Source organism: Pseudonocardia lutea, assembly GCF_042658055.1.
Classification (GTDB): domain Bacteria; phylum Actinomycetota; class Actinomycetes; order Mycobacteriales; family Pseudonocardiaceae; genus Pseudonocardia; species Pseudonocardia lutea.
In genome coordinates this window covers 190260-209624 of sequence record NZ_JBHSQK010000007.1, presented here as the reverse complement: position 1 = coordinate 209624, position 19365 = coordinate 190260, and the positions used below count along the sequence as shown (strand labels likewise).

General features: G+C 73.0%; 23 protein-coding genes and 3 pseudogenes. 16 read left to right on the top strand and 10 right to left on the bottom strand.

Annotation, left to right across the window (positions count from 1 at the left end):
* Nucleotides 1-6 precede the first annotated feature (6 nt).
* From ACFQH9_RS03990 to ribB, 3 genes and pseudogenes are all read left to right on the top strand, one after another.
* Complete coding sequence (locus ACFQH9_RS03990) at nt 7-765, top strand: 2-keto-4-pentenoate hydratase (RefSeq protein ID WP_379564287.1); 759 nt, start codon at nt 7-9, stop codon at nt 763-765.
* A gap of 55 nt (nt 766-820) precedes the next feature.
* Nucleotides 821-1327 carry a flavin reductase family protein gene (locus ACFQH9_RS03985; RefSeq protein ID WP_379564285.1) on the top strand — a complete coding sequence of 169 codons (507 nt, stop codon included), beginning with the start codon at nt 821-823 and terminating at the stop codon, nt 1325-1327.
* Nucleotides 1327-2345: pseudogene (ribB, locus tag ACFQH9_RS03980) on the top strand (3,4-dihydroxy-2-butanone-4-phosphate synthase); the annotation flags it as partial. The gene ACFQH9_RS03985 and the pseudogene ribB, both read left to right, overlap by 1 nt.
* On the opposite strand, the gene ACFQH9_RS03975 reads toward ribB, so the two are convergent.
* The gene (locus ACFQH9_RS03975) at nt 2238-2843 is read right to left on the bottom strand and encodes a VOC family protein (protein ID WP_379564283.1); all 606 of its coding nucleotides are present in this window, start codon (nt 2841-2843) and stop codon (nt 2238-2240) included. The pseudogene ribB and the gene ACFQH9_RS03975 overlap by 108 nt on opposite strands.
* Nucleotides 2844-2896: 53 nt before the next feature.
* Between ACFQH9_RS03975 and ACFQH9_RS03970 the strand changes: the two genes are divergently transcribed.
* The 3 genes from ACFQH9_RS03970 to dmpG all read left to right on the top strand — a co-directional run bounded on the left by ACFQH9_RS03970 (nt 2897) and on the right by dmpG (nt 5860).
* Nucleotides 2897-3874, top strand: coding sequence for a helix-turn-helix transcriptional regulator (locus ACFQH9_RS03970; protein WP_379564281.1), 978 nt, complete (start codon nt 2897-2899; stop codon nt 3872-3874).
* 476 nt (nt 3875-4350) lie between these two features.
* A complete protein-coding gene (locus ACFQH9_RS03965) occupies nt 4351-4827 on the top strand; it encodes a hypothetical protein (protein ID WP_465269514.1) in 477 nt (158 codons plus the stop codon).
* On the top strand, nt 4796-5860 hold the full coding sequence (gene dmpG, locus ACFQH9_RS03960) for a 4-hydroxy-2-oxovalerate aldolase (protein WP_465269516.1): 1065 nt from the start codon (nt 4796-4798) through the stop codon (nt 5858-5860). Before ACFQH9_RS03965 ends, dmpG begins: the two co-directional genes overlap by 32 nt.
* Nucleotides 5861-6252: 392 nt before the next feature.
* Here dmpG and ACFQH9_RS03955 read toward each other — a convergent pair whose 3' ends face one another.
* From ACFQH9_RS03955 to ACFQH9_RS03945, 3 genes are all read right to left on the bottom strand, one after another.
* Nucleotides 6253-6543 (bottom strand): hypothetical protein, encoded by a 291-nt coding sequence (locus ACFQH9_RS03955; protein ID WP_379564279.1) that lies wholly within the window; start codon nt 6541-6543, stop codon nt 6253-6255.
* A gap of 123 nt (nt 6544-6666) precedes the next feature.
* Nucleotides 6667-7698 carry a site-specific integrase gene (locus ACFQH9_RS03950; RefSeq protein WP_379564277.1) on the bottom strand — a complete coding sequence of 344 codons (1032 nt, stop codon included), beginning with the start codon at nt 7696-7698 and terminating at the stop codon, nt 6667-6669.
* A 413-nt stretch (nt 7699-8111) separates the two neighbouring features.
* Nucleotides 8112-8837: a GAF and ANTAR domain-containing protein gene (locus ACFQH9_RS03945; RefSeq protein ID WP_379564275.1), complete on the bottom strand. Its 726-nt coding sequence runs from the start codon at nt 8835-8837 to the stop codon at nt 8112-8114.
* Between the two features lie 163 nt (nt 8838-9000).
* Here ACFQH9_RS03945 and ACFQH9_RS03940 point away from each other — a divergent pair, with 163 nt between their 5' ends.
* Nucleotides 9001-9699 carry a hypothetical protein gene (locus ACFQH9_RS03940; protein ID WP_379564273.1) on the top strand — a complete coding sequence of 233 codons (699 nt, stop codon included), beginning with the start codon at nt 9001-9003 and terminating at the stop codon, nt 9697-9699.
* On the opposite strand, the gene ACFQH9_RS03935 is transcribed toward ACFQH9_RS03940, so the two are convergent.
* Together ACFQH9_RS03935 and ACFQH9_RS03930 are read right to left on the bottom strand one after the other, a co-directional pair.
* On the bottom strand, nt 9687-10376 hold the full coding sequence (locus tag ACFQH9_RS03935) for a PP2C family protein-serine/threonine phosphatase (RefSeq protein WP_379564271.1): 690 nt from the start codon (nt 10374-10376) through the stop codon (nt 9687-9689). The two genes, ACFQH9_RS03940 and ACFQH9_RS03935, sit on opposite strands and share 13 nt — an antisense overlap.
* A 275-nt stretch (nt 10377-10651) precedes the next feature.
* Nucleotides 10652-10987 (bottom strand): annotated as a pseudogene (locus tag ACFQH9_RS03930) (hypothetical protein); the annotation flags it as partial.
* A 222-nt stretch (nt 10988-11209) separates the two neighbouring features.
* Between ACFQH9_RS03930 and ACFQH9_RS03925 the strand changes: the two are divergent.
* Nucleotides 11210-11611, top strand: a complete 402-nt coding sequence (locus tag ACFQH9_RS03925; protein ID WP_379564269.1) for a hypothetical protein — start codon at nt 11210-11212, stop codon at nt 11609-11611.
* 39 nt (nt 11612-11650) lie between these two features.
* Here ACFQH9_RS03925 and ACFQH9_RS03920 read toward each other — a convergent pair whose 3' ends face one another.
* Both ACFQH9_RS03920 and ACFQH9_RS03915 read right to left on the bottom strand, forming a co-directional pair.
* The gene (locus tag ACFQH9_RS03920; protein ID WP_379564267.1) at nt 11651-11881 is read right to left on the bottom strand and encodes a hypothetical protein; all 231 of its coding nucleotides are present in this window, start codon (nt 11879-11881) and stop codon (nt 11651-11653) included.
* A 55-nt stretch (nt 11882-11936) separates the two neighbouring features.
* Complete coding sequence (locus ACFQH9_RS03915) at nt 11937-13046, bottom strand: sodium:calcium antiporter (protein ID WP_379564265.1); 1110 nt, start codon at nt 13044-13046, stop codon at nt 11937-11939.
* Between the two features lie 234 nt (nt 13047-13280).
* Here ACFQH9_RS03915 and ACFQH9_RS03910 point away from each other — a divergent pair, with 234 nt between their 5' ends.
* The 3 genes from ACFQH9_RS03910 (at nt 13281) to ACFQH9_RS03900 (ending at nt 14834) form a co-directional block, all read left to right on the top strand.
* Nucleotides 13281-13640 (top strand): STAS domain-containing protein, encoded by a 360-nt coding sequence (locus tag ACFQH9_RS03910; RefSeq protein ID WP_379564263.1) that lies wholly within the window; start codon nt 13281-13283, stop codon nt 13638-13640.
* A 106-nt stretch (nt 13641-13746) separates the two neighbouring features.
* Nucleotides 13747-14064 carry a hypothetical protein gene (locus ACFQH9_RS03905; RefSeq protein ID WP_379564260.1) on the top strand — a complete coding sequence of 106 codons (318 nt, stop codon included), beginning with the start codon at nt 13747-13749 and terminating at the stop codon, nt 14062-14064.
* A 41-nt stretch (nt 14065-14105) separates the two neighbouring features.
* Nucleotides 14106-14834 carry a hemerythrin domain-containing protein gene (locus ACFQH9_RS03900; protein ID WP_379564258.1) on the top strand — a complete coding sequence of 243 codons (729 nt, stop codon included), beginning with the start codon at nt 14106-14108 and terminating at the stop codon, nt 14832-14834.
* Between the two features lie 239 nt (nt 14835-15073).
* Here ACFQH9_RS03900 and ACFQH9_RS03895 read toward each other — a convergent pair.
* Nucleotides 15074-15202 (bottom strand): annotated as a pseudogene (locus tag ACFQH9_RS03895) (hypothetical protein); the annotation flags it as partial.
* 454 nt (nt 15203-15656) lie between these two features.
* Here ACFQH9_RS03895 and ACFQH9_RS03890 point away from each other — a divergent pair.
* Together ACFQH9_RS03890 and ACFQH9_RS03885 are read left to right on the top strand one after the other, a co-directional pair.
* Nucleotides 15657-15950 carry a YciI family protein gene (locus ACFQH9_RS03890; RefSeq protein WP_379564256.1) on the top strand — a complete coding sequence of 98 codons (294 nt, stop codon included), beginning with the start codon at nt 15657-15659 and terminating at the stop codon, nt 15948-15950.
* A 91-nt stretch (nt 15951-16041) separates the two neighbouring features.
* A complete protein-coding gene (locus ACFQH9_RS03885; RefSeq protein WP_379564254.1) occupies nt 16042-16314 on the top strand; it encodes a hypothetical protein in 273 nt (90 codons plus the stop codon).
* A gap of 7 nt (nt 16315-16321) precedes the next feature.
* Here the strand turns inward: ACFQH9_RS03885 and ACFQH9_RS03880 are convergent, their stop codons facing one another.
* A complete protein-coding gene (locus ACFQH9_RS03880; RefSeq protein WP_379564252.1) occupies nt 16322-16870 on the bottom strand; it encodes a dihydrofolate reductase family protein in 549 nt (182 codons plus the stop codon).
* A 412-nt stretch (nt 16871-17282) separates the two neighbouring features.
* On the opposite strand from ACFQH9_RS03880, the gene ACFQH9_RS03875 reads away from it, so the two are divergent.
* The 3 genes from ACFQH9_RS03875 to ACFQH9_RS03865 all read left to right on the top strand — a co-directional run bounded on the left by ACFQH9_RS03875 (nt 17283) and on the right by ACFQH9_RS03865 (nt 19337).
* Entirely contained in the window at nt 17283-17522 is a 240-nt protein-coding gene (locus tag ACFQH9_RS03875; RefSeq protein ID WP_379564250.1) for an acyl carrier protein, read from the top strand.
* Between the two features lie 48 nt (nt 17523-17570).
* A complete protein-coding gene (locus ACFQH9_RS03870) occupies nt 17571-18320 on the top strand; it encodes an esterase/lipase family protein (protein WP_379564248.1) in 750 nt (249 codons plus the stop codon).
* A gap of 60 nt (nt 18321-18380) precedes the next feature.
* Nucleotides 18381-19337 (top strand): hypothetical protein, encoded by a 957-nt coding sequence (locus tag ACFQH9_RS03865; protein WP_379564246.1) that lies wholly within the window; start codon nt 18381-18383, stop codon nt 19335-19337.
* The last annotated feature ends 28 nt before the right edge of the window (nt 19338-19365 follow it).

Sequence of the window (19365 nt, the reverse complement as noted above, 5' to 3'; positions counted from 1 at the left end):
GCCGCAGTGAATGTCATCGAACTGGCCGCCCGCCTCGCGAAGGCTCAGGCGGACCGCACCGCCATCACCAAGCTCACCGACGAGTTCCCGGGACTCGATCTCCCCACCGGCTACCGCGTGCAACGTGAGCTGCGCGAGTCCACGGGCCCGATCGCCGGCTGGAAGCTCGGGCTGACCTCGCGGGCCAAGCAGGCACAGGTCGGCGTGACCGACCCGATCCACGGCTTCCTGCCCGCCGCGGGTGCGCTCGACGTCGGCGCGCCGCTCGACACCGCAGACCACATCCAGCCCCGGTGCGAGCCGGAGATCGTGTTCACCCTCGGCCGCGACCTCGCGGGCCCTCATGTCACCGCCGCCGACGTCCTCGCCGCGTGTTCGGGCATGGCGGTTGGCATCGAGGTCCTCGACTCCCGTTTCGTCCACTACCGGTTCACCACCGCGGACGTCGTCGCCGACAACACCTCGGCGAGTCGCTTCGTCGTCGGCACCCCGGTGTCGCCCGCGGGCATCGACCTGCGGCTCGTCGGCGTGGTGCTGGAGCACAACGGCCAGGTGGTGGCCACCGCGTCGGGCGCGGCCTCCCTCGGACACCCCGCCGCTGCCGTCGCCTGGCTCGTGCGCCGCCTCGCCTCCGAGGACGAGGGCCTCGCCGCAGGCCAGGTCGTGCTCTCCGGCGGCCTCACCGCCGCCGTCCCGGTCGGCCCCGGCGACGTCGTCACCGCCACGGTCGACCGGCTCGGCACGATCGAGCTCGGGTGCCGCTGAGCCCTCCGACGTGGGAGGTCAGCGCGCAGCCGGGCAGTGTGAAAGGAAGCGTCACGTGATCATCCCCGACCCTGCCGAGAGCAGTGCGTTGCGCCGGGTCTACGGCAGCTATCCCAGCGGGGTGACCGCCGTCTGCGCGCTGCGCGACGGTGCTCCGGTCGGCATCGTCGCCAGCTCGTTCGTGGGCGTGTCGATGGACCCGCCCCTCGTGTCGGTGTGTGTGCAGCACACGTCCACGACCTGGCCGTTGTTGGCCGATCGACCACGACTCGGTCTCTCGGTGCTCGCGTCCACCCACGACCGGGTCTGCCGTCAGATCGCCTCGAAGACCGGAGACCGGTTCGCCGGCGTGGGCTACACCGCGACCGAGGACGGTGCCGTTCTGATACACGAGGCGGCCGCGTGGCTGGACTGCACGGTGCACGACGTCCTCAGGGCCGGGGACCACGATCTAGTGCTGCTGCGCGTTCAGGCTCTGCAGAGCCACGACGGCGTCCCCCCGCTGGTCTTCCACGCCAGCGGGTTCCATGCGCTCGCCGCACTGGCCGGGACCGCGGCCTGATGTTCGCTGCAACCGAGAGCATCCGACACGAGCTGCGCTCCGTCGACCGGATCAGTGCGGCTGTGACGGCCCTACGTGCCGGCCGCCCTGTCCTGGTCGCCGACGACGCCGGCCGCGAGAACGAGTACGACGTCATCCTCGCCGCCGCCCTGGCGGAACCGCGATGGACCGCGTGGATGGTCCGACACACCTCGGGCCTGCTGTGCGTCCCGCTGACCGCGGAGCGCGCCGACGCCCTGTGCCTGCCGCCCATGGTCGACCGCAACCAGGACCACGCGGCACCGCCTACACGGTGTCTGTCGACGCTGCAGCCGGGATCACCACCGGGATCAGCGCGGCCGACCGCGCCCACACGGCCCGTCTGCTCGCCGATCCCGCGACCAGACCGGCCGACCTCGTCCGGCCCGGACACATCCTCCCCCTGCGTGCCCGGCCTGGCGGCGTCGTCGAACGACCGGGCCACACCGAGGCCGGCGTCGACCTGTGCCGACTGGCAGGACTGCCGCCGGCGGCCGTGATCGCGGAACTCGTCGGCGACGGGAGCGAGATGGCGGACCGCCACGACGCCATGCGTCTCGCCGCCCGCGACGGCGTGCCCGTGCTCGACATCGCGGACATCGCCGAGTACCGGTGGCGCTTCGGAGACGGAGGGCGCGGTCGGGTCAGCAGGGCGGCAACCACGCGGCTGCCGACCGACCACGGTCTCCTCGACGCCGTCGGATACCGCGACGAGCTGACCGGCGCCGAGCACATGGCACTGGTCGGGAAGGGCACACCGGGCCGGTCCCTCGTCGCGGTCCATGCGGAGTGCCGGGTCGGGGACGTCTTCCGGTCCTCGGGGTGCGACTGCGCCCGGCGCCTCGCCGACTCGACGGCCCGGATCGCTCGGGAGGGCGGCGTCCTCGTCTACCTACGGCGACCGGATCTCCGCTCCGTCGGCGCGCTCGCCGCGCACACGTGGGGCCCCGCCGACGACGGCGCGGCCGGCGCCATCCTCGCCGACCTCGGACACAGCTCGATCCGGCTGCTGCCCGGCCCGACGACCGCTGAGCGGTTGTGTCGCCCCGACCTGACCGTGTCTCGCCTCGCCTCCTCCCTGGCCGTGATCACGGCCGAGCGGTGCCTGCTGCCGGGCCCGCGCGGCTTCGGTGACGGGGGTGAACAGGTTGACCAGGTTGCCGTCGGGGTCGCGGAAGAGCAGGGCCCGGTTCCCCCACGGCATGGTGGTGGGTGGGGTGACGATGTCGTCGAGGTGGTCGGCGAGGCGGGCGTAGGTGGCATCGACGTCGTCGACCAGGAACTCGATGATCGCGCTGCGGTTCGCCGCGGGTTCTGCGGAGCCGGGCCCGAAGAGCGACACGGTGGTGGTGTCGGCGAGTGCCAGGGTGCCCGCGGGTGTGCGCAGCTCGGCGAACTGCGGGGTGGCCCAGTCGGCCGGTAGTCCTGTGACGTCCTCGTAGAAGGCGACGAGGCGGGGAAGCTGGGCGGTGATGATGCGGATGGACGCGAAGTTCATGACGGCCACGTTAGCGCCGATAGTGGACAGGACAGGTCCAGTATCTTCGCAGGATGAGCGGTCCGACCTCCCGCGTACTCATGCTGCTGGAGCTGCTGCAGAGCGGCGGCCTGCGTAGCCGTGCCGAGCTGGTCGAACGGCTCGGTGTCGACGAGCGCACCGTGCGGCGCTACATCGGGCACCTGATGGACCTGGAGATCCCGGTCGAATCCGTCCGCGGGCGGTACGGCGGATACCGGTTGGGCCGGGGGTACCGATTGCCTCCGCTCATGCTCACCGACGACGAGGCCCTCGCCGTCCTCCTCGGATTGGTCGCCGGGGAGCGCACGGGGTTGACGACGGCCGCGGCCGCAGCGGGGGACACAGCGCGAGCCAAGATCCGTCGGGTGCTGCCCGCAGCTCTGGGGGCCCGACTGGACGCCCTGCTCGATGCGGTGTCGTTCAGCACCGACCCGTTGCGCGGTTCGGCCCCCGAGGGTGAGGTGCTCCTCGCGGTGGCCGACGCGGTGCAGCGCGGGCGACCGCTAGCGTTCCGCTACAGGGGAGCCGACGGGCGACGTAGTGCCCGTACCGTGCACCCGCACGGACTCGTGGCGCATTCCGCTCGGTGGTACCTCACAGCCCATGATCCCGGCATCGGGGAGGACCGGACCTTCCGCGTCGACCGGATGGTCGATGTCCGAGCCCTGCCGGGAGTATTCGTTTCGTCCGCAGTTGCCGAGGACCATCTCGATCCGGTCGCGCGGGTCCTGGACGGGATCGCCGCCGCCCCGCGTGGGCACGAGGTGGTGGTCCGGGTCCGCGGGGTGGCGGAGGAGGTTCGGGCCCGGCTGCCTGCGGGTCTGGCCGTCGTCGAGCCGGTGGGGCAGGAGTCTCGGGTGACCTTGCATGCGGAACGCCTCGACTGGGTCCCGGGGGTCCTGATCGCGCTCGACCATGATTTCGTGGTGGAGCGTCCGGTCGACCTGCGGGAGCGGCTCGCCGAGCTGGCGGCGCGCCTCGCGCGAGCCGCTGGAGGCCCGGAGTCCTGACCTCCGGGCCCGGCACACCCGGCTGAGTCCCCCGTGATGGCGCGCCGCCCGCGGCTGCGGTGCTTCGTCGTCGACGGGAGAGCGGATCGCCATCCACCAGCCACGGCGCGGTTCGGCAGCACGAGGGCTCAGCTGTGTGCCGCCTGGAGCCGGGCGGCCGCGACCGCCGCGGTCTCGGGGGTGGAGCGGTCCCGGAGGCGGACCAGGATCATCCGCCCGGACTCCCGCGGCCGGGTGCCGAACCGTCCCCGCCGTGCGCTGCGGAGCACCGGCCGCGGACGTGGCACCGCGCGCCGTCCGGCTCAGTCGGGGGTCGTCCCCGCCGGCAGTCGTCGCGGGCTTCGGCGATCAGGCGGGCCACCCGATCACGCAACCCCGGCGGATACGGTGGCCGGGAACGGCGTGTCATGACTCCATCTCCTCAGACGATCAAGTCTCCGGACACGGGCGGTTCTATCTGCGCCCTTCCGGACCTCGTGACCGTCAAGGGCAGCCCCGACCGGCTCGTCACCGTCGCCGGCGGCGCGGCCCGCGGAAAGGCGATCATCGTGCTCAACCCCGCCGACCCGCCGATGATCATGCGGGACACCGTGCTGTGCCTGGCCGGCTCCGTGGACGAGCCGGCCGCCGACCCCGAGGCGATCAAGGCCAGCGTGGCCGCGATGGCCGAGCAGGTCTCCCGGTACGTCCCCGGCTATCGACTCAAGCAGCAGGTCCAGGTCACCCCGGTCGCCGACGACGAGCCCCTCGACACCCTCATCGGCGCCGGAGCCCCGCGCCCGCGCTGGAAGGTGTCGGTGTTCCTCGAGGTCGAGGGCGCGGCGCATTACCTGCCCGCCTACGCCGGGAACCTCGACATCATGACCTCGGCCGCCCTGCGCACTGCCGAGCTCCTCGCTGCACGCGCCAGCAGCACCCAGCCTGCTGCTCAGGCTGTGGAGGCCCTCCGATGACGACCACCACTCAGCCGACGACCCGCCCGCCCTGTACATCCAGGACGTCACCCTGCGGGATGGTATGCACGCCATCCGACATCGCCTCGATCCCGCCGACCTGCGCCGGATCGCCGGCGCGCTCGACGCCGCGGGTGTGGACGCGATCGAGGTCGCCCACGGTGACGGCCTGGCCGGGGCGAGCCTGACCTACGGCCCGGGCAGCAACACCGACTGGGAGTGGATCTGCGCCGCGGCCGAGGTCGTCACCAACGCCGTGCTCACCACCCTGCTGCTGCCTGGCATCGGCACCCTGCACGAGCTGCAGAAGGCCCACGACCTCGGCGTGCGCTCTGTCCGGGTGGCCACGCACTCGACCGAGGCCGACATCGCCATCCAGCACATCGGCAAGGCCCGCGAGCTGGGCATGGACGTGTCCGGCTTCCTCATGATGTCGCACATGGCCCCGGCCGCCGACCTGGCCGAGCAGGCCAAGATCATGGAAGACGCCGGGGCGCAGTGTGTCTATGTCACCGATTCCGGGGGCCGCCTGACTATGGGCGATGTCCGCGATCGGGTCCGCGCCTATCGCGACGTCCTCGATCCGACCACCCAGATCGGCATTCACGCGCACGAGAATCTCTCGTTGTCGGTGGCGAACTCGATGATCGCGGTCGAGGAGGGCGTGACCCGGGTCGACGCATCCTTGGCAGGGCAGGGCGCCGGGGCCGGGAACTGCCCGATCGAGGCGTTCATCGCGGTGGCGAACCTGCACGGCTGGAAGCACGGCTGTGACCTGTTCGCCCTGCAGGACGCTGCCGAGGACCTCGTCCGCCCGTTGCAGGACCGCCCGGTCCGGGTGGACCGCGAGACGCTGACGCTGGGCTACGCCGGGGTGTACTCGAGCTTCCTACACCACGCCGAACGGGCCGCGGTCGAGTACGGCCTCGACACCCGCGACATCCTCGTCGAGGTCGGCCGCCGCGGGCTGGTCGGCGGGCAGGAGGACATGATCGTCGACATCGCCCTCGACCTCGCGGCCACCAGGAAGTAGGAGCGTAAGAATCGCCTCGACGCTGAGAGGAGGTCGGAAGGTTATGACTGACTCCGCGCCGACTGAAATGCGCTCGCGCCGTGACACCACTCATGACACGAAATTCCGTTCGGGGGTGCGGTCAAAGGGGTTGGAGGGGGATCTTGCGTCAGTGTTGTCGCTGGTAGGAGACCTGAGAGGGAGGTAGTGCGCGCTTTACACCCGAGTCGTCGGAAGCTGAGTACAGCCCATGCGTAGACGTCCGGACGTTCAAGGGACTTGACGTGTGGCACCAGGACGACACGGCTATTCGCATGCGGAAGCGGACGCGCTCAGCTGACGAGCGTCTGCGAGCGGGGTACGAGCGCCTCGTCGGGCGGCCTTTTGGCGCTCAATACGGTGTCTTCTCGACCTCATTCAACGCCGCCGTCGTGCCGGGTTGCCGCGGCGCCGCCCTCGCGGCGAGGAGGCCAGGGCGCTCCCGCTGCTGCTGCCCGAGCGTGCAGCTCCATCGTCTGGACAAATAGTCGCTCGGTCAGCCGTAGCAGGCCTGCCGCACCGTGCGCTCGCTCGAATTCTTCAAGGATCGGGCGCGCTGCCAACTTTTTCGCGTCACGGTCGCCGTCTGTGGTGATCTGCGCACGAACGGCCTCGCACATCGCTGCACGGATCTGCTGATCGGTGGGGCGCTCTTCGTCCGCCATGAGGGCCGATCATGCCGCAGGCGCGCGCTGGCATAACGGACGGCTGTCGTTGTCACGGACTGTGACGAAGCTGACGGCTTTGGTCGGAGGCCGGGCCACGCGGGAACACGGCACCGAGGCTGGCTATCCGAGGTCCTCCAACACATCGGCCGCACCCGTATCAACGATCGCTCGGCCGTAGTACCGGTCGCTGGTCATTGATGGCTTGGCATGGCCGAGCTGGTCCGCCGCGGCGCGACTCGAAAGACCGGCTTCGTCCATCATCGAAGCCACCGTCTTGCGGAAGACATGGCTCGTGACCCATTCGTAGCCGCTCGCGATCAACGCCTCTTTGAGGTCGGCCTGGGTATTGGACGGGTCGCGCAGCCCGCCTTTGGCGGCGGGGAACACCAGCGGCTCGGAGGTCGTGTCCTGGGGTCTGCGCCGCCGCAGCATCTCGACTGCCCACGTGGGCAACCGGAGACGGCGGCCCTTCACCTTCGATGACTGATCACGCCGGATCTTTAGGCCTTTGCCGCGCTCGCGAACGACCATCCCAGCCGTCCGAACGGTCCCAGCCTCGAGGTCGACGTCGTCCCAGCCCAGTGCGCAGACCTCGCCGATCCTCAGTCCGGTGGCAAACATCGCCGAGACGAGGTCCGGGATGTCGCGGCGTACCGCGACGTCGTCGTAGGTGAGCAGGGCACGAAGTTGACGTGCCTGCGGAGCGATAAGGGCGACGGGGTCCTTCTTCGGTGTGCCGGAGAGGCGTGGGGCGTCTCGGACGGGGTTCCGGTCGAGCGCGTCGTGCCTCAACGCCAGGCCGCACATCCCTGACAGCACCGTCCGCACGAGCTTCGTCACCGCGACCCCGTGCCGCTCGCGCACGGCCTTGAGGTGACGGTCGACAACGCCTGTGCTGAGCTCACGGACGCGGAGGCTGCCGAGGGAGGGCTTCACCTGGCGATCGAGGCGGTCGCGGTACGCCCGGAGCGTGCCCGGCGACTTGGCGCCGTCGTTGATCTCCGACCACCAGGCCTCGGCGAGGGCGTCGACCCGAGACTCCGGAGTGATCTCCGCGCCTCCGTCGATGCGGACGCGGTCGCGCAAGGCCTCGGTGAGTGCGCGTTTCGCGGCGTTCTCCGTCGGCCCGTTCCTCTGTACCTGCCTTGTCACGCCGTCCCAGTCTCTGAACAGCGTTCGCGCCCACCACACTCCCCCTCGATCGTAAGTGCGTATCGAGGAGTACGTACCCAACGGCATGGCAGGGCGGCCCACGAGTCACATCTTAGTCACAGGAAACCCTGGCAACTCAAGGGTAATGCTGGAGGACCTGGTCGACGATACATGCAGCTCAGAGCCAGTATTGAGCAGTCCTGGCAAGCGTCGAGAACTGGCAGAAGTAAATCGCAGGGTTACTGGTTCGAGTCCAGTCGGAGGAGCTTCTCCCCAGATCACAGGTCTGATCCGGCCTGCAGGCACGGCCCCGCCCGTTCTCCTCCACGTTTCCTTCGCCGGTCGTGAGCCGCTGCGCAGTGCGCAGAGCAGCGCATTCCCGCTCCCCGCCGCCCCGACGCCGGACCGGGGCATCAACGGGGGTTGGACCGTTGCGGGGTCGGTGGGAGCCGGCCGGTGTAGGTGACCTCCTCGGCGACGTCGCGGAGCTTCTTGTTCAGCCACTGCGACGTGGTGCGGAGCACGTCGAACGCCTGCTCGCGCGTGAGCCCGCGGGAGGCCATGAGGATGCCGACGGCGACGCCGATGTCGCGGTTGCTGTCCAGCGCCTCGCCGAGATTCCTGCTCTTCTCCCGTTCGTGGCTGTGGGACAGGGCGAGCCTGGCGTGGCCGGCGAGGATCGCGCCGACGGCGACCGCGTGGTCGTCGAACGCCTCACGACGGCGCGAGTACAGGTTGAGCGCCCCGTACACGTGCTCGTCGAGCAGGAGACGGAAGGACAGCATGCTGCGCACGCCGGTGCGCTCCGCGGCCCGGCGGGCGAAGTCCGGCCAGCGGGTCTCGCTCGCGAGGTCGCCGGTGCGGTACAGCTGCTCGCGCTCCACCGCGTCCAGGCAGGGGCCCTGGCCGGTCTCGTACTGGAACGCGTCGACCTGGGCCGGCACGTCGTCGGTCGCCGCCACCGTGGTGATCGCCCCGTTGCGCCGGACCAACGAGATCGCGGCGTGCTCGCAGCCCGGGACGACCGCCGCGGCCGCGAGGGTGATCTGCTCCCGGGTCGCGGTCGGGTCGTCCCCGGCGTGGAGGTGGCGCGCGATGCCCACGAAGAGCCGTGCGAGGTCCTCACTCCTGTCACCCACCAACGAACGGTAACGAATCTGCGCCGCCGGGTGCAGCGCCGACGAGGTACCGCCGAATCTCCCGCCCCGCCGCCACCTCCCCCACGTGCGCCCCGGTGACGGCCCGGAGGACTACCGTGGACGGGCCTGGTCTCCGGGGTCTCGGAGCGGAGGAGCTGAGCTCGTGGACGGAGCAGACGAACTGCGGGATCCGTGCGCCGTGGCGGATCGGCGGGACGACGTGGCCGGCGCCCGCGACGACGCCGCCGACCAGCGTGACGAGGCCTCGGTCGCGCGGGACGTCGAGGCCGAGGGCCGGGACCGGGCCGCTCGGGAGCGGGACGCCGAGACGAGCGTCCGGCTGCACGGCCTGGTCGAGCGCCTCCGGCTGCTCCGCCGGGAGATCCTCGGTCGGCTGGACCGGCTCGACCGGCTCGACCGGCTCGATCGACTCGATCGACCCGACGACGTGACGAGGAGCGTGGAGGACCGGGCCGCGCTGGGGGCGCTGTTGGACGAGGTGATCGCCCTGGTCCACCGCGAGGCGGCGGCCCAGGGTGCGGCGGCCGATGATCGATGCAGGTCCGCGCGCGATCGGCGTGCGGCGGCGGAGGACCGGCGGGACTCGGCGACGGACCGGGATCGGTCCGCGGCGGACCGCGAGGAGTCGGCCATCGACCGTGAAAGGGTCAGCCTGCGGAACGATCTCGGAGTGATCCGGCGGGAGCTGCAGTCCAGCCAGGCCTCCGCCGGGGAGGTGTCCGACGTCGTCGGACGGGTCGTGGCCGAGACCCGTGGGCGCATCGCCGACAGCAGGCGCCTTCTCGCGGGCCGACGGGATCAGACGGGGCTCCCGGAGCAACGCGACGATCAGCGCCGCTGAGTTCGTGCGGACGGCACCGCCGGCCCGGCGAGCCCTCGGCTCGTGCTCTCGTCGGCACCGCCGCTGCTGCGGCGCCGCCGGGGCGGGCCCCCGTGCCAGTCGAGACACAGCACCGTGGCGTCGTCGCGAAGGTCGCTGTTCGTGGCCTCCAGGACCGCCGCCCCGAGGAACTGCACGACCTCCCGCGGATGAGCGCTCCGGGTCTTGAGCAGCACGTCGGCCAGCTCCAGGCGAGCGGCGTCCCGTTCGAGCATGCCGTCGGTGAGGAACACGATCCGGTCCCCGGGCTGCAGCTCGAGCTCCTGGACCCGGTACGGCCAGGTCGGGTCGATCCCGAACGGGATGTCCACGGCGAGCTCGACCTCACCGACGCTCCCGTCCCGCAGCCGCAGCGGCGGCGGATGTCCCGCATTGACGATCCCCGCCCGTCCGGCCTCCAGGTCGATGTGCACGATCTGGCCCGTGACCAGCTCGCCGGTCCCGCTGTGCCGGACCAGGTCGTCGTTGACGTCGTCGGCCTGGCCGGAGAGCGACCGGCCAGCGCGGCGGCTGTTGCGCAGGCTGCCCACCGCCAGGGTGGCCAGCATGGCGGCGTCCAGGCCGTGCCCGACGGCGTCGGTGATCGACAGCTGGACGGTGCGGCGGTCGAGGATGTAGTCGAAGGTGTCGCCTGCCATCCGGGCCGAGGGTTCCAGCCAGCCGGCGAGGGTGAACTGGCTGGCCTCGCAGGTGTAGGCGTCGGGCAGCAGCCGGTGCTGGATCTCCGCGGGGACCGACAGGGGGTGGTCCGCTGACCCCAGGCGTACAGGTCGGTGAAGCGGCGGCCGGCGATCACGATGTAGGCCAGCACGCGACCGGCGGAGGCGAGCTCGGTGAGGACGTCCCGGCCGGGGCGGTCCGGCAGGGTCATCTCGAGGACCCCGATCGCGTCACCGCGGTTCGTGACCGGGACGATGACGCGGACCTCGCCCGAGTCCTGCCCGGCGTCCTCCCCCTCCTCCTCGACGACGGGTTCCTGCGACTGCAGCACGCGGTCGTAGACCGTGCCCTCCAGGGGGATCTCCTCGGAGTCGTCGGCGTCGTGACCGCTCCGGCCCCCGTCACGGCTGCGGGTAAGCCGGACGACCGCGCGCCCGCTCATGTCGGCGATGAGGAACGCGACCCGGCGCGCTCCGAACAGCTCGGCGAGCTGGTCGGCGACCGCGTCGACCGCGTCGACGGGGGCTGCCCCCTCCACCGCCTCGAGGAGCTCCTGTATCGCCAACCGGGATCGCGGTCGCCTCGCCATCAACTCTCCCTCCCCGGTCGCGCGGACCCCGACCACCCGGTCCGCCGCCTGGCCCGCGTCGGGTCACCACCGTCACTCACGGTCGCCCTCGTCCGCGACACGTGCGAGGTGACCCAAGGGATATCCCCGCCGCTGCGAGAACCAACCCGGAGCTCCGTCCGGATGTCGGAGTGCGTGCGCCAGCGGTTGCGGAGCGGTGATCGACGGCGTTCGCTGTCTCACGTGGCAGCCGACACCGACCGCAGCGAAGGCCCCGGAGGGACGAGCGACGAGCCGGACGCTCTCACCACGTCCCTGCGTCGTCGCCGCGGCGAGATCGATGAGCGCATCGATCAGCTGAAGGAGCGCCGCGCCGAGATCGCGCAGCGGGCGGAGCAAGGTCACGGGTCCACCCGGGAGGCGGCGGCCGAGGCCCACGCGCACGCGGAGCAGGCACACCAGCACGCCGCGGAGGCACACCGGCGCGCCGCCGACCGCCACGAGGAGTCCGCGGGCGTCCACGAGCACGTGGCCGACGTGCTCGAGGAGCACGAGCGCACCGACCGCAGCCGGGCCCATCTTCGGGCCGCGCAGGAGGACCACGAGGCCGCGGACGACATGCGCGAGGCGGCCGCCGAGAAGTAGGGGACCCGCCGCCCGCCAGGTGCTCGGAGGACGCCACTCCTAGTCGTTGCCGTCGTCGCCGTCGTCGTCCTGCTGGTCCTGTGCCGGTGCGGGTCGCTCCTGCGCAGGTGCGGGTTGCACCTGGCCACCCGGCCGCGGAGCGACCTGGCCGGTCGGTGGCGGGCTGCCCGGACGCTCGTTCCCGGCGCCGGGCCCCGTGAACACCAGCACGAGGCCGGCGACGGCGGCGGCGATCGCGAGCGCCGCCCCGACACGGTCCTTCGTCGACACTGCGGAGGCTCCTTCGTGGGGTGTCCGCTGGCGCGGGGCCCGGCGCGCCGGCGGTTCAGTCGCTGTCGAGCGGGACCTCGCCGAAGACGACCAGACTGACGACGAAGTAGGCGACGTACAGGGCGAGCAGCACGATGCCGTGCCAGCGGCGCAGCCGCCCCGTCGCCAGGAAGAGCGCCGAGAGCGCCGTCATGACCAGCAGGACCGGCAGGTGCCAGGACAGCACCTCGCGATCGACCGTGATCATCCCGCCCACGAGCAGGACGATCCCGAGCTTGCCGGTCACCGAGAAGACGACGCTGCCGATGACGTTCGCGACGCCGATCTCCGGCGCGCCCCGGCGGGCGGGCTCCACGGTGAGGAAGATGTCCTCGAGGGACAGCGCCAGCGTGGCGATCGTGACGCCGAAGACGGTGCCGCCGATCTCGAAGGTGTCGAGGACGCCGTCGGTGCCCCGGGCCGCGACGAAGGCGCCGATCACGAGCCCGATCAACGCCAGCACGGCGAGCGCGAGGCTGCTCCAGGGGGAGTGCCGGCGGGCCTTGAGGAAGCCCTGGTCGACGCGGAGGTCGGCCGGGAGGTCGAAGCCGGCGGACCCGTGCGGTTCGCGGTTGCCGTCGGGCGGTGGCGCGCCCGCGCCGCCGGAGGTCGTCGTGGTCGTCCCGCCCCCTCCCGCGCCGACCTTCTCCAGCTGTTCGTAGAGCTCCGCGTTGCGGAAGACCGGACGCCGCGAGGCGTACTCCCGGTAGCCGATCCAACCCACGAACGCCACGAACAGGACCAGCAGCACGACGCCGGTCAGCAGCGTCAGCACCCCGGTCAGGGCGAGGGCGAACATCACCACGGGCGCCGCCACGAACAGCACGAGGTAGTCCTTGGGGACGTCGACCCGGCACGGGGCGATGATCGCCGCCAGCGCGAGCACGATCCCCGTCATCGCGACCGTCGTCCCGATCACGGTACCCAGGGCGACCTGCTGGAGGCCCTCGACGTTCAGCACGACCCCGAACGCGAGGTCGTCGAACTCGATCCCGGTGAAGACGACGGCGACGAGGAACAGCGAGATCGCCCATCTGCTGGAGATCCCCACCAGGTAGCCGATCAACTTCTCGGCGCTGTACACCAGGACCGCGACGCCCAGCACGAATTCGATGATCGGGATCACGTGCAGCTCCTCGCCAGGCCGACGGCAGGGACCTCCGATGGTGATCGGCATCACTCCGTCGTGCAACGGCTTGACAGGACATCGATGTGGGTATAAATGGCGTCGATGACGTGTGCTGCAACGAGATCCGCCCCGGCGCAGCGCGCGGGGGAGCCCGCACGTTTGTCGCTCGGCCGGTCGGGAAGGCCCTGAGGCATGGACCGGGCTCGTGGACCCGGGGGATCGGGGGCCCAGATGGCCGTGTTCGTCCGGGCGCTGCCCGGGCTCGTCGTGCGGCAGGCCGCCGAGCCAGGGGCGGCCACCGTGGTGACGGTCGAGGGCGAGATCGACCTCCGCAACTGCGACGACCTCGCCCTGGTCCTGGCGCAGGTCGCCGACGATCCCGCCGCGGGCCCGGTCGTCGTCGACCTGACCGCCGTGTGCTTCCTCGCCGCGTGCGGCCTGCGCTGCCTGGCCCAGGTCCGCGAGAAGATCGAGCAGAACGGCGGCCGGATCTCCCTCGTCGTGGGGCCGGGTCCCGGCGGGGTGCGGCGGCTGCTGGACCTGGTCGGGGGGTTCGACCTGGTCGGGTGCGCCGAGGTCGGCGGGCGGTAGCCGACGGGGCGGCGCGGGCGGGAGCCGTCGGGATGGCCGGGTTTCGTGCGCCGCCGGAGGGGCACAGGGGCGTATGGCGGACTCGCACGAGAGGGACCCGTCCGACGTGGCCGACGACCGGGCCGGCACGGACGACGCCGAGCGGCGCAGACGTCGGACGGACCGGTTGCGGGCGGAGGGCGCCCGCGTCGCGGGGGAGGTGGCCGACCTCGCCGAGCAGCGCATCGAGACCGAGGAGGCCGTGGCGGTCGTGTTCGAGCGGATCGCGCGGCTGCGCCCGGACGACGCGGAGCGACTCCGGGGTGTGGCGGCGCACGCGCGCGACACCGCGCGGCAGGAGCGGGAGCACGTCGAACGCTGGCGGCGCTACTCGCGGAAGCCGGACGAGCCGCAGGGCGAGAACCGGCCGGCGGACCCGTCGTAGATCTTCGTGGGTCACCGCCGGCCGCGGTGAGGGGAGGACGGATGGCGGCGCCGACGCCGACGACCATCGCGACGCAGAGCCTGGCGCAGTTGGGCGGGCGGCTGAGCATCCTGGCGCGCCAGCGCGCGGACCACGAGGAGCTCGACGCGCTCACGGCGCGGGCCCGCGAGACGCTGCACGACGGCGGCCCCGAGCACGCCCGCGCGGTGCGGGCCATGGCCCGGCTCGTGTTCACCCACGCCTTCGCCGAGGAGGCCGTGCTGTTCCCCGCGGCGCGCCGCGTGCTCCCCGAGGGCGATCCGCTGACCGTGCGGATCGAGAGCGACCACCAGGAGGTCGACGAGCTGATGACGCGGCTGGACCGCTCCTCGGCCGACGACCCGGGGCACGCCGAGCTGCTGGAGCGCACGATCGCCGTGCTCGACCACGACGTGCGCAGCGAGGAGGACGAGCTCCTGCCACGCCTGCAGGGCGAGCTGACACCGCGGGAGCTGCGCGGGCTCGGGCTCGCCTGGGAGGTGGTGCGGCGGATCTCCCCGACCCGGCCGCACCCGACGGTCTCCCGGCGCCCGCCGGGGCAGGCCCTCTCCGCGCTCCCGCTCACCGTCCTCGACCGGACGCGCGACCAGCTGCAGCGGCTCGACGAGCTGACCGCACGCCGGTTCACCGGGCGGCTGGACGCCGCCGACCGGGCGCTCGCCGGCCTCGCCGGCGCGGTCGAGCGCCTGCCGATCGTGCAGCGGGGCGAACGACCGGAGACCGACCGCTGACCCGGCCGCCGGTCAGCCGCGGTCCAGGCCCGCTCCGAGGTGGGCGAACGAGGTGGGTCCCGACCCGCGGCGTCGTGCCGGTCCATGACGACGAGGACCGCCTCGCGCAGCGCCTTCAGCACCAACTCGCCCGGCGGGCGGGCCCGGAACTCCGCCACGAGGGCCTCGGCCCCGGCGGCCGCCGCCGCGACGACCGCCTCCTCCTTGCTCGAGAAGTGGTTGAAGAAGGTGCGCAGGGCGATGTCGGCCTCGGACGCGATCTGCTCGACCGTGAGGCGCTCGACCCCGAGCAGCTCGCAGATCACCAGCGACGGCAGCGGCAGCGCGTAGGCGGGGACGAGGTCGGCCTCGAAACCCGCGGCCCGCATCGCCTCGATGTGCTCGACGGCAATCTCCGTGATCCGCTCCTCGAGAGCCTTCATCCGGCGCACGGTGAACTGTCCGGTCAGGAGTCGCCGGATGCGCGTGTGCTCCGGGGGGTCCATGAGGATGAACATGCCGTCCTGGCGCGCCTCGATCGGCGCCGGGCACAGCGGCGAGCCGCGCTCCGCCGCCGCGGCCCGCTCGGCCACCTCCTCCGCCCTGGCCGCGCCGGCGCTCCAGGCCCGGAGCGGGGTCGAAGGGGCACTCGCCGCGGCGCTCCAGCCAGCGATGCACATCGTGCAAGATCGCGCTCCCGGTCACACGGTGGCCGGGGTACTTCCCCTACCCCGGCCACCGCGCCGACCACGGTACCAGAGCATCGAACATCGGTTCGACTTCCTGAGGGCCCGACCGGTGGCCGGCGCCGGCCCCGGCGGAGGGACGCGGCAGGATCCGGGGATGGCCGTCTTCGCCGTCACGTACCGCTACACCGACGACACCGCCACCCGCGACGCCGTCCGCTCCGAGCACCGCGACTACCTGCGCGGCCTCGCGGACCAGGGGTCGCTGCTGCTCTCCGGGCCGTTCGGGCCGGAGGAGGAGGCGGGGGCACTGCTCCTGTTCCGCGGGCCGGACAAGGCGCACGTGCAGGAGCTGATCGACAAGGACCCGTTCACGGCCTCCGGCGTCATCGCCTCGTCCGCGGTCGTGCTGTGGGACCCGGTGATCGGACCCCTGCTCACCCACCTGTGAGGGCCGGCGCCGTGCGGCAGGGGTTGCCGCACAGCGCCGGCGGAGCACTCGGGCGACCGTTTTCGTCGGACCCCCGACCTAACCTGGCCGCGTGGACGCCCGCCGCCTCGAGAGGACACGGCCGCCGCACGCGCCGGAGGCCGAGCGTGCCGCGCTCGTGCGGGCCTTCGCCGAGCTCCGCGGCCGGCCGGTCGACGAGACCGAGGTGCAGGCGGTGCTCGAGAAGGCCGACGGGCTCACCCGTGCGGAGCTGAACGCCCTGTGGCGCAGGCATGAGCGGGCCCCGCACACCGTGGACTACCGGTCGCAGCTGGCCCTCGTGCTCCGGTTCGTCGAGCTGGGGAGGGCGGAGCGGCCGGGGTGACCCGCAGTCAGCCGGCCGGGGTGTAGGTCAGGTGCACCACGCCGTTGGCCAGGCCACGGCTCCCGGCGAGGGCCATGGCCCGCCGCGGTCCGCCCTCGGGGAACAGCCGGGGGCCCTCGCCGACCGCGACCGGGTAGACGAACAGGTGCAGCTCGTCGAGCAGGCCGTCGTCGAGCAGGGCGCGCACCAGGGTGCCGCTGCCGCTGACGTAGAGGTCGCCGTCCGTGCGGGCCTTGAGGTCGCGGATCGTCGCGGGGTCGTACTTGCCGATGATCGTCGAGTTGTTCCAGTCGGCGGTCTGCAGCGTGCCGGACACGACGTACTTGGGGGAGTCGTTGAAGAACGGCGCCCCCGGGTCGTCCTCCGCCGTGCGGCTGGACCACGCCGGCCCGAACTCCTCGAACGTGGTGCGCCCCAGCAGGATGCCCGTGCACGAGGCCATGAAGCCGCCGATCTCGGCGCCCAGCTCGTCGGTGAACTCGTAGTCCATGGTCCACATCGGTGCGCCGATCACGCCGTCGAGGGTGGTGAACTCGTGGACCTTGATGCGTCCCATGCCCGCCTCCTGGTCGGGCGGGGCTCCCGCCCCGCCTGTCGGTGTCGTCGGACGGTGGACCGCCGACCCCCGACGATCTCATCGGTCGGCGGCGCACGACCTCGCGGCGGGGTGCTGCACCGCGGGCCCTGGCCGGCCCGGTCCGGTACGGGCCCGCGGGTTTGACCCGCCGTCCCGGGGGCACAGGACAGCCGGGCGCTGGACAGCCGTGGTGGGCGCCCTGGGTGCCGGGAGGTGGTGCTCCCGGCGCACGAGGAACCCTGCGGGTGGACCACCCGCAGGGTTCCTCCGTGCCGGGACCCGGCTCCGCCTGCGGCAGAGGGTGTCCGAGGGCCGCGATGCCGAGGTTCGCGCTCTCCGGCGCGGGTATGCGCCCCCCGTCCGCACGATCCGACGACCGGAGGTGAACGCCATGGCGACCGGGGAGACCGGTTTCAGCGACGTGATGTACGACCTCGTGTCCGTGCAGTACCACGCCCTCAAGGCGGGGCACGACTACGGCCAGTACGTCCGCGACGCCCGCAACGCCGGCTACGACGACGTCGCGTCCTTCTTCGAGCAGGTGATGGAGGAGGACTCCCGCCGCGCCGCCCGCTGCCACGAGCTCCTGCGCGACCTCTCCGGCAAGGAGGACACGGGGAAGTCGGCCTGAGGTGGTGAGCACTCCCGAGGCGAGCGCCGTCGAGCCGCCGNGGGCGGGGTGCTCGCCCCCCTCGCCGCCCTCGGGACCCGGTTGAGCCTGGTCAGCGGCGCGCTCCTGCACCGCGCCGAGCCGGATCCGCCGCTGCGCCGGGCCTGGTGCGGCAGCGGTTCCCTCGTACTGGTCGGCGGCTTCGGCACCACGGACGCCAGGCTGCGGCCGATGCAGCGCTGGCTCGAGCGGCTCGGCTACGAGGTCGTGCTCCACACCGTCGGCGTGGGGATGGGGTGCGGCGGGCGCAGCGTGGAGGCCTTGCGCCGCACCGTCGCCCGGGCCGACCGGGGCGACGGGGTGCACGTCGTGGCGCACAGCCGCGGCGGCCAGTTCGCCCGCGCCGCGATCGCCGCGGGCGCCCCGGTCCGCGGCCTGGTCACGCTCGGTTCCGGCTTCGACCTCTACCGGCTCGGGCTGCCCGTCGTCGCCGTCGTCGCGCTGATCGGCGCCGCCGGCTCGATCGGGCTGCCCGGCGCCGCCACCCTCGGCTGCCTGCGCGGCCCGTGCTGCGCGGAGTTCCGCGCGGCCCTGCGCGACGCCGTCGGCGTGCCGTTCACCTCCGTCTTCAGCCGCCGCGACCGGGTCGTGCCCTGGCGCTCCTCCCGCGACCCGCACGCCACGAACGTCGAGATCGGCGGCAGCCACCTCGGCCTGCTGTCCGACACCGACGCCAAGCGGGCGGTGGCGGTGGCCCTCGCCGCGCACGCGCGGCGGGCCGCCGGGACCGCGCACCCCGGGCGGGCGGACGCCGGCTGACCGAGCCGCGCCGGCGAACGGTGAGCGGTTCAGCGTCAGGGTCCGGGGTACTCCCCGCCGGTGACGATCTTCCGGGGACTCCTGAACGGGGTGACGGCGGGCGCTGCCGGCACCACGGCGCTCGACGCGGTCAGCGGCGTGGACGCGGTGCTGCGGCCACGGACGCCGAGCCGGGCGCCGGAGCGGCTGGTGGCGGCGGTCGCGGACCGGGCCGGGGTGGGCGTGCCCGGGAGTCGGACGGAGCGCCGCACCCGGCTGGCCGCGTCGGGCCCCTTGGCGGGCACCGCGACCGGGGTCGTCGTCGGGGCCGTCGCCGGGGGGCTGCGGGCGGCCGGCCTGCGGCTGCCCGGCGTGGTCGGCGGCCCGCTGCTCGGCGCCGCGGCGATGCTCGCGACGGACGGCCCGCTCGCCCTCACCCGCGTCTCCGACCCCCGGACCTGGTCGGCCGCGGACTGGGCCGCAGACGTGCTTCCGCACCTCGCCTACGGCGTCGCGACCCACGCCACCCTCGTCCGGCTGGAGCGCGGCTCGCCGGACGCGGTGCCCGCCGGGCCGCCCGCGCGGCCGTCGACGCTGTTGCGCGCCGCGGCCCTCGGAGCGGCCTCCGGCGCGCGCAGCACCGCCGGCACGACCGCGATGGCCCTGACCTCGCGACCCGGCGACGCCGGCCTCGCGTCGCGGATCGGTAGGCGCTCCGCGGGCGCGGTCGCGAGCCTGCTCGCCGCGGGGGAGGCCGTGGTGGACAAGCAGCCGGCGGTGCCCAGCCGGCTGGGCGCCCCGGGTCTGGTGCCGCGCCTGGCCCTGGGCTCCACGAGCGCCGCCGCGATGGCCCGCCGGGACGGCGATGACCCGGCGCTGCCCGCGCTCGTCGGGATGGCGGGGGCGGCCGGTGCCGCGGTGCTGGGCGTGCGCGCCCGCGCGGCGGCCTCGCGCCGCTTCGGCTCCGACACGCCGGGCGCGCTCGCCGAGGACGTGCTGGCGGCCGCGCTGGCCTGGTTCGGCGCCCGCCGCCGCTGACGGCCGGCGCCCGAACCGAGGTCGGTCG